We start from the raw sequence: 11,716 nt of genomic DNA on the forward strand, positions 1-11,716 counted from the left end.
GTGCGCAACCGCATCCGCTACTTGACCGCAGCCTGTCGTTACGGCTGGAAGGCGCACGGCATGGGTGAAAGCGACCCTGCGGCACGCGTCACGGCCCCACAGGTTGAAAATGCCCGCCACCAGTACCTGACACGCGCGCAGATGCTGGCGGTCTGTCGGCAGTGCACGAACCGCACGGCGCGGCTCGCTATCCGCATCGCGTTCTACTCGGGGATGCGACTCGGGGAGATTCTTCGCGCCGAGGTATCGGGCCAAGCATGGGTGCTGCGGGACACCAAGAACGGCAACCCCCGCATCGTCCCCATGCACCCGCGCGCTGCGGTGTGTGCCCGGGCTTTCGAGCCATGCCCCAAGATCACCATCCAGCGGGCCTGGGAGCGCGCCCGCGACCGCGCCGACATGCACGGCTTCCATTTCCACGATTTGAGACACTCGGCCGCGACGGAGATGGCGAACGCCGGGGTTGACCTGTTCACCCTGGGCCGCGTCCTTGGGCACAAGGATCAGCGCTCAACACAGCGCTACGCCCACCACTACATCGACACGCTGGCCGCCGCCGTTGGCAAGATCGGGCAAAAAAATCCCCACCATCTACAAAAGAAAGCGGCCTGAGCTACGTTTTCTGTAGCATCAGGCCGTTATCTGTGGCGGAGAAGGAGGGATTCGAACCCTCGATACGGTAAACCGTATACCGGATTTCGAGTCCGGCGCATTCGACCACTCTGCCACCTCTCCGCGTATTCGTGTCGAACCGAGGATTCTAGCAGGTCGGTTGCGCGCCGCCCCCATGCAGACTCACCCACCCATTGCATCGCCCGTCTTCGCCAGGCGCTCCGTGGCCATGGCCTTGACGATGCCCTGAAACTCCGCCAGCGAATAGCGCTGCCCTGGCACCAGCGGCGCGATGGGGCCGTCATTGGGGATGACGACGTCATCGGCCTCGCCGGCAGCACCCTGAAGCCACACGGCGGTCAGGTGCAGCGCAGGCACGCGGATCAGCGCCAGCGTCTGGCGCGCGGACGTGGCGCGCGCGGTGGGGCTGGCCAGGCCGGCGATGCGTTTGGTCAACGCGCGCACCTGCGGGCCCTCCACCACGGAGGTCACCTTGCCGGCGCCCTGATCCACTTCGGCCATCGCCTGCTGGCCGCCTTCGGCGGCAGGCAGGATCTGGGCCCACAGCCTGGGCTTGACCTGGCGCAGCGGCTTGCCCGCGGCCAGTTCGTCCAGGCCCAGCACGGTCACCGGCGCGCCGGCGCCGGTCGCGGCGCCCTGCGCCAGCGAAGTTTGCAGCGACTGCGACAGCGTGCGTCCGCTGCGCGCGATGCTGGGCCTGACCACGAGCGACGGCGGCGTCTCGGGCGCCGGGCGGCTGGCCGCCACCGCGAATCTGGGCAGGTCGTTGTTCAGCGCGTTAACGACGGCGGGCGGTATTTGAGGCATTTCAATGGGCACGGTATCTCTCCTTCGATCAAGTTCGCTGCGCTGGCGCTAGGCGCGCGTGAAGTAGCTGTGCGTCCACGTACCTGAGCCGGAGTAGGCGGTACGCAGGGTATCGTAGGCCACCAGGGCCAGGGTGCCGCCGCCGGGATCGGATATCCAGACGAATCCATCGTCCTCGGTGCCCGAGGCGACGATGAAATGGGCGCCCCCACCGGCCCATGCGACGCGTATGCACACCGGCCGACCCGCGACGAGTTCGTTTTCCAGTGTCTGCAGCGATTCCTGCGAACTCGTCATGCGGTTGAAGTGGCCCACCGTCGTGAGCGGCGTGTCCAGCACCGACGGGTTGTTGCAGGGTCCGGAGGCGCCCGTGCCACAGCAGTCGCTGCGCCCCCAGCGCGCGTTGGCCACGCGACACTGCGTCCAAGTGGTGCTGCGCAGGTAATAGCTGGCAACACTGGCCGACACGGCAGCCCAGCACCACTGGCTCTGCAACTGCCGCTGGATCGGGAATCTCAGCACCACGTCCACCGGGTCTTCGCCCGCGTAGCCGGCGACGAACACAGGCCGCCAGCCCTGGGCCGCCAGGTCGTCGAACTTGATCTGGTAGGTCGGCCCCGTCATGCCGTGGTGCATCACGCTGGCGGCGGCCTTCTTCTCCCAGAGGGCGGCGTAGTAGTCCTTGCCGCCCAGGGTCACGGCGTTGCCGCAGACGAGGTCGTAGCCCTGGGCCGCGTAGCCCTGCGCGGCGGCGCGGAAGGCCGCCTCTTCGAGGCCGTGGCGCGCCACCCATGCGGGGCCGGCGGACTTGTCCCACAGCGCGGCGTAGCGCGCCTGCCCGCCCTCGGCATACGTTGAGACCCAGCGCAGCCGGTAGCCCTGGGCCGACATCTGGTCGAACGCGGCCTGGTACTGCGCGCCGGTCAGGCCGTGGCGCGCGGCCCAGGCCGGGCCGGCCGCCTTCTCCCACACGGCGGCGAAGCGGGCGCTGGCGCCCACCGAGTACCCGCTCACCATCTTGAGCCGGTAGCCCTGGCCCGCGTACTGGTCGAAGGCCGCCTGGTACTGCGCCGCCGTGAGGCCGTGCCGCGCCGCCCAGGCCGGGCCGGCGGCCTTGTCCCAGATGGCGGCATAGCAGGTCGTGCCATTCACGTTGTAGCCGCTGACCGTGCGCAGCCGGTAGCCTTGAGCCGCGTACTGGTCGAAGGCCGCCTGGTACTGCGCGCCGGTCAGGCCGTGCCGGGCCACCCACGTGCCGCCGGCGCGCTCCCATGACGCCATGAACAGGGCTCTCACCGTCATTTTTGATCTCCTTGATCGACGTCCTTCCCGGACCCCAGGGCGCGGTGCCATCACCGCGAATTGGTTCGGTCCATGATAGGAAGAAAGGCTGCGCGGCCCGTCCTCAAGGGGGGGTAAGCCTTTGAAGGTAGGCGCGAATGCCGCCCGGCAGGCGGCCGCGCGGCCCGCGCGCAAGCCAGGCGCGGGCCGCGGATCGATCAGGCGCCGCTCAGGCGCGCAACACGTCGATCCCGCCCAGGTAGGGTTGCAACGCCTTGGGCACGCTGATGGCGCCGTCGGCGTTCTGGTGGTTCTCCAGCAGCGCGACCAGGGCGCGGCCGACGGCCAGGCCGGAGCCGTTCAGCGTGTGCACCAGCTCGTTCCTGCCCTGCGCGTTCTTGAAGCGCGCCTGCATGCGGCGGGCCTGGAAGGCCTCGCAGTTGCTCACCGAGCTGATCTCGCGGTAGGTGGCCTGCGCGGGCACCCAGACCTCCAGGTCGTAGGTCTTGCTGGCGCCGAAGCCCATGTCGCCCGTGCTGAGCAGCACCACGCGGTAGGGCAGCTCCAGCTTCTGCAGGATGGCCTCGGCGTGGCCGACCATCTCCTCCAGCGCCTCGTAGCTGCGCTCGGGATGGGTGACCTGCACCATCTCGACCTTGTCGAACTGGTGCTGGCGGATCATGCCGCGCGTGTCGCGCCCGGCGCTGCCGGCCTCGGAGCGGAAGCACGGGGTGTGCGCGGTCAGCTTGATGGGCAGATCGGCCTCGGCCACGATCTCGCCGCGCACCAGGTTCGTGAGCGACACCTCGGAGGTGGGGATGAGGTACAGCGCCTCGCCCTCGCCTTCCTGCCCGCCCTTTTTGGCGGCGAACAGGTCGGCCTCGAACTTGGGCAGCTGGCCGGTGCCGCGCAGCGTGTCGGCGTTGACGATGTAGGGCGTGTAGCACTCGGTGTAGCCGTGCTGCTGGGTCTGCACGTCCAGCATGAACTGCGCGAGTGCCCGGTGCAGCCTGGCGATGGGGCCACGCATGAAGGTGAAGCGCGCGCCGGCCAGCTTGGCGCCGGTCTCGAAGTCCAGGCCCAGCGGCTCGCCCAGCTCGACGTGGTCGCGCACCGGGAAGTCGAACGCGCGCGGCGCCAGGCCGTGCGGCGCCCAGCGGCGCACCTCGTGGTTGGCGGTCTCGTCGGCGCCGACGGGCACGCTCTCGTGCGGCAGGTTGGGCACGGCCAGCAGCAGCGCGTGCAGCTCGGTTTGCAGGGCGTCGAGCCGCGCGGCGGAGGCGTCCAGCTCGTCCTTGATGGCGGCGACCTGGGCCATCAGGTCGTCCGCGCTCTCGCCCTTGGCCTTGCGCTGGCCGATCTGCTTGCTGGCGCTGTTGCGCTGGGCTTGCAGCTCCTCGGTGCGGGTCTGGATGGTCTTGCGCTCGGCCTCCAGCGCGGTGAAGGCGGCTTCGTCGAGAAAGGGCTGCGGGTCCTTGCGGGTCTTCAGGCGCGCCAGCACGGCGCCAAGGTCTTTGCGGAGCAGGATGGGGTCGAGCATGGGGCGATTGTAGCGGGCGGCCTGCCGCGCTGGTTCATGGTCAAATCGGCCTCCAGCGCTTGTCTGTCAAGCGCTGGCAGCTATCGATTCAGAAGCAAATGTCAGCTCAGGTGGTCGAGCATGGACTCGGTCGCGCTGTCCAGCTTCAAGCCCTTGGGCAGCGGGAAGCGCACGGTCTCCTCGATGCCGTCGAGCTTGCGCACCGACACCGCGCCCAGCGCGCGCAGCCGCTCGATCACCTGCCGCACCAGGATGTCGGGCGCCGAGGCGCCGGCCGTCAGGCCGACGCGCGCCTTGCCCTGCACCCACTCGGGCCGCAGCTCGTCGGCGCCGTCGATCATGTGGGCCTCGGTGCCCAGCTTGCGCGCCACCTCGCGCAAGCGGTTCGAGTTGCTGCTGGTGGGGCTGCCGACGACGATCACCACGTCCACCTGGCGCGACAGCAGCTTGACCGCGTCCTGCCGGTTCTGCGTGGCGTAGCAGATGTCCTGCTGCTTGGGCTCGCGCACCTGCGGAAAGCGCGCCTTCACGGCGGCGGTGATCTCGGCGGCGTCGTCCACGCTCAGCGTGGTCTGCGTGACCACGGCCAGCTTCTGCTGCTGCGCGGGCTGGATGCGCGCCACGTCGGCCACGTCCTCCACCAGGTGGATGCCGGCGTCGAGCTGGCCCATGGTGCCTTCCACCTCGGGGTGGCCCTTGTGGCCGATCATGATGAACTCGTAGCCCTCGCGGTGCAGCTTGGCCACCTCCACGTGCACCTTGCTCACCAGCGGGCAGGTGGCGTCGAACACCTGAAAGCCCCGCGCCGCCGCCTCATGCTCCACCGCCTTGGGCACGCCGTGGGCGCTGAACACCAGCGTGGCGCCGGGCGGCACGTCGGCCAGGTCTTCGATGAAGATCGCGCCCTTGGCCTTGAGGTCGTTCACCACGTAGGTGTTGTGCACGATCTCGTGGCGCACGTAGACCGGCGCGCCGAACTTGGCCAGCGCGCGCTCGACGATCTCGATGGCGCGGTCCACGCCGGCGCAGAAGCCGCGCGGCTCGGCCAGGAGGACTTCAGAGGGGCTATTCATGGCCATGATCCACGGCGGTCGCCCGGGGTGCGCCCAGCAACACGACACCAATGGCCGCGGAGCAGGCCATGCCAGCGCACCCGTGGCCGGGGTTCCCCCGGCCAGTGGGTACGCCCCCTCGAGGGGGGAGGCGCAACATCGCGCAGCGCGTGGAGCAACGGGGGTGGGTCATTCCAGCACCCCGATCACGTGCACCTCGAAGGTGACGGGCTGGCCGGCCAGCGGGTGGTTGAAGTCGAGCTTCAGCGCGCCATCGTCGCGCACCGCCTGCACGACGGCGGCGAACTGGCCCTGGCCGTCGGGCGTGGGCAGCTGCACCACCTCGCCGACGGCATAGCGCTCGTCGGGGTCGCCCAGCGCGTCCAGCTCCTTGCGCGCGAGCCACTGCACCATGTCGGGGTTGCGCTCGCCGAAGGCCTCGCCGGCGGGGATGTCGAAGCGGGCGCGCGCGCCCTCCCCCAGGCCGACCAGGCGCCGCTCCACGGCCGGCGACAGCTCGCCCGCGCCCAGCGACAGCGTGGCCGGCGGGCCGCCGAAGGTGTTGATGACGTCGCCTTGCGGCCCTGCCAGGCGGTAGTGCAGCGTGAGGAAGGAGCCCGGTTCGACGGTGGCCATGCGGATGGAGGTGTCCCAGATAAACTGACCCGATTGTAGAAAGCCCCGCCATCCCGATGCCGCTGAAGGACTTGCCCCCCGACGCCCGCCCGCGCGAGAAGCTGCTGGCGCGCGGCCCCGGCGCCCTGGGCGACGCCGAGCTGCTGGCGCTGCTGCTGCGCACCGGCCTGCCCGGCACCAGCGTGTTGCAGATGGCGCAGCAGCTGCTGGACGAATTCGGCGGCATCGCCGGGCTGCTGCACGCCGGCCCGGGCGACCTGAAGCGCGTCAAGGGCCTGGGCGGCACGGCCAAGCGCGCCGAACTGGCGGCGGTGCTGGAGCTGGCGCGCCGCGCGCTGGCCGAGCAGTTGAAGGAGCGCCCCGCCCTGGACGCGCCCGGCATGCTCAGGGACTACCTGCAGCTGCACCTGGCGCGCCGCCCGTACGAGGTGTTCGCCGCGCTGTTCCTCGACGTCCAGCACCGCCTGATCGCGCTGGAGGAGCTGTTCCGCGGCACGCTGGCGCAGGCCAGCGTGTACCCGCGCGAGGTGGTGCTGCGCGCCCTGCACCACCACGCCGCCGCCGTGGTGCTGGCGCACAACCACCCCAGCGGCGGAGTCGAGCCCAGCCGCGCCGACGAGGCGCTGACGCGCTCGCTGAAAGCCGCGCTGGCGCTGGTGGACGTGCGGGTGATCGACCACGTCATCGTCGCGCCCGGCAGCGCGCTGTCGATGGCCGAGCGGGGGCTGCTGTGAAGTCGAACTCGCTGCAAGACCTCAAGCAGATCCGCCAGCGCCTGGCCGAGGCGCGCGCCCGCGCGGCCGAGGAAGCCGCCGCGCGCGAGGCCGCCGCCCGGCGCGAACGCGCCGGGCAGGCGCTGTTCGCCCGCGCCGTCGGCCCCGTGCAGCCGCTGCGCGCGCACGCCCGCGTGCTGCACGCGCCCGCCCCCACGGCGCCCGAGCCGCGCCAGCGCCAGCGGGACGAGCAGGCGGTGCTGCGCGAATCGATCTCCGACGAGTTCGACGCCAGCACCCTGCTGCAAGTCGATGAGCACCTGAGCTTCCGCCGCCCCGGCATCGGCCCCGACGTGGCCGCCCGGCTGCGGCGCGGCCACTGGGCGGTGCAGGGCCAGATCGACCTGCACGGCCTGCGCGTTCATGAAGCGCGCGAGGCGCTGGGCCAGTTCCTGCGCGACGCGCGGCGCGCCGGCTGGCGCTGCGTGCGCGTGGTGCACGGCAAGGGCCTGGGCTCGCCCGGCCGCGTGCCGGTGCTCAAGGGCAAAGTGCACGGCTGGCTGGCGCAGAAGCACGAGGTGCTGGCCTTCGTGCAGGCGCGGCCGCTGGAGGGCGGCGCCGGGGCGCTGCTGGTGTTATTGGACAAATAGGGCTCCAGCGCCCGCCAGACAAGCGCCAGCAGCTATGATTTCAATAGTTTTCCGGGCCGGGCTCAGAACGCATAGCCCGCGCTGAACCCCACGGCCCACTGCCGCCCCGGCGCGGGCTCGAAGAAGCGGCGGTTGCCGTCGTTGGCAATCACCGAGCCGACGTAGGACTTGTCGGCCAGGTTGTCGATGCGCAGGTACTCGCGCAGCTTCCAGCCGCCCAGGCGCTGCTCCCAGCCCAGCCGCAGGTTGAACACGGTGGCTGACGAAGTCCAGTCGGAGTTCAGGTCGTCCACCGCCATGCGGCCGAAGTGCACCGCCTCAAGGGCGGCGCTGAAGCCGGGCCAGGCTTTCGGCTGCCAGGCCAGATCGGCGAACAGGCTGCGCGCCATCGTGCCCGGGATGCGGTTGCCCCGGGGCACCACGGAGCCGTCGGCAAAGCGGGCGTTCAGCGTGGACAGCGCCACGTGGGCCTGCCATTCGGGGCTGAGCTGCGCGCTGTAGGCCACCTCGATGCCGCTGCGCCGGGTGCGCCCGGCGTTGGCGTAGATGCTGCGCCCGCCGCTGCTGGAGGCGACGACGATCTCGTCCCGGCTGGCGATGTGGAACAGCGCCACGTCCAGCCGCTGCGTCTCTGACAGACGGGTCTTCAGGCCCAGCTCGGCGTGCATGGCGCGGGCGGCGCGCAGGCCGAGGTTGGGGCCGCTGCCGCCGCTGCGGTAGGCGATCTCGGCCAGCGTGGGTGTCTCGAAGCCGCGCCCGACGTTGAAGTACACGTTGGTGCCGTCGCCGAAATGGCGCGTGAGGCCGAGCACGGGATTCGTGGCGCGAAAGCGCGTGCCGCCGCTGTCGTCGGGGTTGCCGGGGACGATGAAGTGGTCGCGCACCGTGAACCGGACGCGGTTGGCGCGCAGCCCGGCGACGGCGCTCCAACGCTCGTTGATGGCCCATTCGCCCTGGGCGTAGAGGCCGGCGCTGCGGGCCGTGTCGTCCTCGTCGCGCTTGAGCTCGCCGCGCGCGCCCAGGTCGTTGACGTAGCCGCGCCGCCGCTCGCTCATCTGCTCCAGGTCCAGCCCCACGGTGTAGCGCAGGCGGCCCAGCCCCAGGGCCACGCCGCTGCCGTAGGACAGGCCCAGGCCGCTGTAGCTGCGGTCCAGATCGACGATGCCGCCCGCCGACGTGGCCGGCTGCTGGGCGGACAGCGGGATGGAGAGCCGGTTGTCCAGATCGCGCTGGCCGTAGTACACGCGGGCCATCAGCTCGCTGTCGGCGTCGGGGCGGTGGTTCAGCACCAGGCCGAGCTGGCTTTGCGACACCTCCTTGCCCGCCCGGTATTCGGTGGAGCGGGCATCGGCCTGGCGCGGGTTGGCCTGCATCTGGGCACGCGTCAGGCCCAGCGGGTCGCCGGACTCGGGCTGGTCGAACACATTGGCGACCAGCGTCAGGCGGGTGCGCTCGTCGATATCGGTGCGCAGCTTGGCGTTCAGGTGGCGGCGCCTGGCCGCGCTGTTGTCGCGCCAGCCGTCGGTGCGCAGGTCGCTGTAGTCCAGCACGTAGTTCACCCGGCCCTGCTGGCCCGCCGCCTGCGCGCCCAGGCGCAGCATGCCGTTGGAACCGACGTCGGCAGTGGCGCGCACCTCGGGCCGCGCCGGGCCGTCGGCGGTGAAGACCTGCACCACGCCAGCGGACGAGTTGCCGTACAGCAGCGCCATCGGCCCACGCAGCACCTCGATGCGCGCGGCCGACGGCAGGCTGATGGTGGACGCCTGCGCCTGCCCGTCGGGCATGGTGGCGGGAATGCCGTCCACGATCAGCCGCGCGCCGCGGATGCCGAAGGCCGAGCGCGCGCCCGAGCCGCGGATGGACAGCTGCAAGTCCTGCGCGTAGTTCTGCCGGTTCAGCACCGTGATACCGGGCACGCGGTTCAGCGACTCCGACAGGTTGATGCGCGGGCCGGCCCGGTCGATCACGTCCTGGTCGACGGCCTGGATGGCGGCCGGCACGTCGAAGCTGCGCTGCTCCTGCCGGCTGGCGCTGATGACGACCTCGTCCAGCGTCTGGGCCTGCGCCGCGCCCAGCGCGGCCAGGCCGAACACGGCCAGTGGCCCTTGGATGGAAAAAAGCATAAAAAAAGGCTGCGGCGCCCGCCAGGCAAGCGCCAGCAGCTATCTTTTTTGAAGCACTGGCTAGCCTTGCTTCGGCGCCGCCCCCATCACGGCCTTGACCTCCAGGAAGTCCCTGAAGCCGTGCTCGCCCCACTCGCGGCCGTTGCCCGACTGCTTGTAGCCGCCGAAAGGCGCGGCCGGGTCGGGGCCGGCGCCGTTCAGGTGCACCATGCCCGTGCGCAGGCGGTTGGCCACGCGCCGCGCGTGCTCCAGGCTGCCCGACTGCACGTAGCCCGACAGGCCATAGGGCGTGTCGTTGGCCATGCGGATGGCGTCTTCTTCCGTGTCGTAGGGGATCATCACCAGCACCGGGCCGAAGATTTCCTCGCGCGCGATGGTCATGTCGTTCCTCACGTCGGCGAACACGGTGGGCTTGACGAAGTAGCCTTTGGCGAGCCCGTCGGGCCGCCCGGTGCCGCCGGCGACCAGCGTGGCGCCCTCGTCGATGCCCTTCTGGATCAGGCCCTGGATCTTGTTGAATTGCAGCTCGCTGACCACCGGCCCCATGTGCATGCCCTCGGCCAGCGCGTCGGCCACCTTGGTGCCCTCGGCCACGGCCTTGGCGGCGGCCATGGCCTGCGCGTGCTTGGCGCGCGGCACGAACATGCGGGTGGGCGCGTTGCAGCTCTGGCCGGAGTTCATCAGCACGGCCTGCACGCCCTGCCTGACGGCGCGGTCCAGGTCGGCGTCCTCCAGCACGATGTTGGCCGACTTGCCGCCCAGCTCCTGCGCCACGCGCTTGACGCTGTCGGCCGCCGCCTTGGCCACGGCGATGCCGGCGCGGGTGGAGCCGGTGAAGGTCATCATGTCGATGCCGGGGTGCACGGCCATCGCCTCGCCCACGCCGGGGCCGTCGCCGTTGACCAGGTTGAACACGCCGGGCGGCACGCCGGCCTCGTGCATGACCTCGGCCAACAGCAGCGCGTTGAGCGGCGCCACCTCGGAGGGCTTGAGGATCATGGTGCAGCCGGCGGCCAGCGCCGGGGCCACCTTGCACATGATCTGGTTGATGGGCCAGTTCCAGGGCGTGATCATGCCGACCACGCCGACCGGCTCGTGCACGATGGCGGTGGTGCCGTGCACCTGCTCGAAGGGGAAGTTCTTCAGCACCTCGATGGCGGTGGCCAGGTGCGCCACGCCCATCGCCGCCTGCGCCGCCTTGGACAGCCACAGCGGCGCGCCCATCTCCTGCGAGATGGCGGCCACGACGTCGCCGTAGCGCTTCTGGTAGACCTCCAGCACCTTGGCGAGCAGGGCCAGGCGCTCCTCGCGGGTGGTCTGCGAGTAGGTCTCGAACGCGCGCCGGGCGGCGGCCACGGCCTTGTCCACGTCGGCGGCCGAGCCGAGGCTGATGCGGGCCACCGGTTCCTCGGTGGAGGGGTTGATCACGTCCAGCGCGCGCGGCACGGCCGGATCGACCCACTGGCCATCGATATAGAACTGAAGCTGGTCTTTCATGAGGATTGTCTCCTGGATGCGGAAGGGAGGATTTTCAACTACTCGCGCCGGCGTCCGCCACGCCCCCCGCCCAGGAGGCCGCCATGCGCTTGCGCCAGGCGGCCATCTGGCGCTGCCAGGCGCGCAGGGCGTTGAAGGCCCGGTTGATGCGCTGCATGCGCCCCATCGCCTCGGCGCTGGGGTTGCGGTCGGGATGCCACCGCGAGGCGAGGCGGCGCCAGGCGGCACGCACCTCGCGCTCGGTGGCGGCGTCGGGCAGGCCCCGTTCGGCGTAGGCGCTGGTCATGGGAGAAGGCGGGTGCTTTGAAAAACGTTGGACGTGACCAGGATTCTCGCCGGCCTCGGCCTGCGGGGCCGCGCCCTACCCGCCGCGGTTGCGCATCCAGTCGGCGGTCTGGAAGAAGCTCTGGTTCAAGCGCTCACGCAGCGCCTCGTCCACGCCGGTCTCGCGCATCGCCTGGTCCATGCAGGCCAGCCACTGGTCGCGCTCCTTCACGCCGATGGCGAACGGCAGGTGGCGCATGCGCAGGCGCGGGTGGCCGAAGCGCTGCACGTAATGATCCGGCCCGCCCAGCCAGCCGCACAGGAACCAGAACAGCTTGGCGCGCGCGTCGTCCAGCGTGCTGCCGTGCACGGCACGCAGCGCGGCGTAGCCGGGCTCCAGGTCCATCAGGTCGTAGAAGCGCCCGGCCAGCGCGTGCACGGCAGCTTCGCCGCCGATCAGCGTGAAAGGGGTGGCGGTGGGGTTTTGAGTCAAATCGGCCTCCAGCGCTTGCCTGGAAAG

12 protein-coding genes and 1 tRNA gene are annotated in these 11,716 nt (G+C 70.7%); 3 read left to right on the forward strand and 10 right to left on the reverse strand.

Annotated features, from left to right (window positions below; translation table 11 throughout):
- Positions 1-612, forward strand: coding sequence for a tyrosine-type recombinase/integrase (locus tag QM772_RS06580; protein WP_415134741.1), 612 nt, complete (start codon positions 1-3; stop codon positions 610-612).
- Positions 613-645: 33 nt separating this feature from the next.
- Here QM772_RS06580 and QM772_RS06585 read toward each other — a convergent pair.
- The 6 genes from QM772_RS06585 to QM772_RS06610 form a co-directional block, all read right to left on the reverse strand.
- A tRNA-Ser gene (locus QM772_RS06585) sits at positions 646-735 on the reverse strand.
- Between the two features lie 60 nt (positions 736-795).
- Positions 796-1,440: a hypothetical protein gene (locus QM772_RS06590; RefSeq protein WP_415134743.1), complete on the reverse strand. Its 645-nt coding sequence runs from the start codon at positions 1,438-1,440 to the stop codon at positions 796-798.
- Positions 1,441-1,488: 48 nt separating this feature from the next.
- Positions 1,489-2,742: a papain-like cysteine protease family protein gene (locus tag QM772_RS06595; RefSeq protein ID WP_415134745.1), complete on the reverse strand. Its 1,254-nt coding sequence runs from the start codon at positions 2,740-2,742 to the stop codon at positions 1,489-1,491.
- A 208-nt stretch (positions 2,743-2,950) separates the two neighbouring features.
- Positions 2,951-4,261 carry a serine--tRNA ligase gene (gene serS / locus QM772_RS06600; protein WP_415134747.1) on the reverse strand — a complete coding sequence of 437 codons (1,311 nt, stop codon included), beginning with the start codon at positions 4,259-4,261 and terminating at the stop codon, positions 2,951-2,953.
- 101 nt (positions 4,262-4,362) lie between these two features.
- Positions 4,363-5,334, reverse strand: coding sequence for a 4-hydroxy-3-methylbut-2-enyl diphosphate reductase (gene ispH, locus QM772_RS06605; protein ID WP_415134749.1), 972 nt, complete (start codon positions 5,332-5,334; stop codon positions 4,363-4,365).
- 168 nt (positions 5,335-5,502) lie between these two features.
- Positions 5,503-5,949, reverse strand: a complete 447-nt coding sequence (locus tag QM772_RS06610) for an FKBP-type peptidyl-prolyl cis-trans isomerase (protein ID WP_415134751.1) — start codon at positions 5,947-5,949, stop codon at positions 5,503-5,505.
- Positions 5,950-6,005: 56 nt separating this feature from the next.
- On the opposite strand from QM772_RS06610, the gene radC reads away from it, so the two are divergent.
- A complete protein-coding gene (radC, locus tag QM772_RS06615) occupies positions 6,006-6,683 on the forward strand; it encodes a RadC family protein (RefSeq protein WP_415134753.1) in 678 nt (225 codons plus the stop codon).
- A complete protein-coding gene (locus QM772_RS06620) occupies positions 6,680-7,312 on the forward strand; it encodes a Smr/MutS family protein (RefSeq protein ID WP_415134755.1) in 633 nt (210 codons plus the stop codon). The genes radC and QM772_RS06620 overlap by 4 nt, the downstream gene beginning before the upstream one ends.
- A 62-nt stretch (positions 7,313-7,374) precedes the next feature.
- On the opposite strand, the gene QM772_RS06625 is transcribed toward QM772_RS06620, so the two are convergent.
- From QM772_RS06625 to QM772_RS06640, 4 genes are all read right to left on the reverse strand, one after another.
- Positions 7,375-9,435 (reverse strand): TonB-dependent receptor family protein, encoded by a 2,061-nt coding sequence (locus QM772_RS06625; RefSeq protein ID WP_415134757.1) that lies wholly within the window; start codon positions 9,433-9,435, stop codon positions 7,375-7,377.
- A 60-nt stretch (positions 9,436-9,495) separates the two neighbouring features.
- Positions 9,496-10,932 carry an aldehyde dehydrogenase family protein gene (locus QM772_RS06630; protein ID WP_415134759.1) on the reverse strand — a complete coding sequence of 479 codons (1,437 nt, stop codon included), beginning with the start codon at positions 10,930-10,932 and terminating at the stop codon, positions 9,496-9,498.
- Between the two features lie 34 nt (positions 10,933-10,966).
- The gene (locus QM772_RS06635) at positions 10,967-11,218 is read right to left on the reverse strand and encodes a J domain-containing protein (protein ID WP_415134761.1); all 252 of its coding nucleotides are present in this window, start codon (positions 11,216-11,218) and stop codon (positions 10,967-10,969) included.
- 75 nt (positions 11,219-11,293) lie between these two features.
- Positions 11,294-11,689, reverse strand: a complete 396-nt coding sequence (locus QM772_RS06640; RefSeq protein ID WP_415134763.1) for a group II truncated hemoglobin — start codon at positions 11,687-11,689, stop codon at positions 11,294-11,296.
- Positions 11,690-11,716 lie beyond the last annotated feature (27 nt).

The sequence above is a fragment of the Ottowia sp. genome (assembly GCF_047601385.1).
In the GTDB taxonomy this organism is placed as follows: Bacteria; Pseudomonadota; Gammaproteobacteria; order Burkholderiales; family Burkholderiaceae_C; genus Ottowia.

What these genes read in the sequence shown, in the direction of transcription:
- QM772_RS06590 (WP_415134743.1), bottom strand. Translation starts at nt 1,440, where the DNA reads ATGCCTCAAATACCGCCCGCCGTCGTTAACGCGCTGAACAACGACCTG.
- QM772_RS06595 (WP_415134745.1), bottom strand. Translation starts at nt 2,742, where the DNA reads ATGACGGTGAGAGCCCTGTTCATGGCGTCATGGGAGCGCGCCGGCGGC.
- serS (WP_415134747.1), bottom strand. Translation starts at nt 4,261, where the DNA reads ATGCTCGACCCCATCCTGCTCCGCAAAGACCTTGGCGCCGTGCTGGCG.
- ispH (WP_415134749.1), bottom strand. Translation starts at nt 5,334, where the DNA reads ATGAATAGCCCCTCTGAAGTCCTCCTGGCCGAGCCGCGCGGCTTCTGC.
- QM772_RS06610 (WP_415134751.1), bottom strand. Translation starts at nt 5,949, where the DNA reads ATGGCCACCGTCGAACCGGGCTCCTTCCTCACGCTGCACTACCGCCTG.
- radC (WP_415134753.1), top strand. Translation starts at nt 6,006, where the DNA reads ATGCCGCTGAAGGACTTGCCCCCCGACGCCCGCCCGCGCGAGAAGCTG.
- QM772_RS06625 (WP_415134757.1), bottom strand. Translation starts at nt 9,435, where the DNA reads ATGCTTTTTTCCATCCAAGGGCCACTGGCCGTGTTCGGCCTGGCCGCG.
- QM772_RS06630 (WP_415134759.1), bottom strand. Translation starts at nt 10,932, where the DNA reads ATGAAAGACCAGCTTCAGTTCTATATCGATGGCCAGTGGGTCGATCCG.
- QM772_RS06635 (WP_415134761.1), bottom strand. Translation starts at nt 11,218, where the DNA reads ATGACCAGCGCCTACGCCGAACGGGGCCTGCCCGACGCCGCCACCGAG.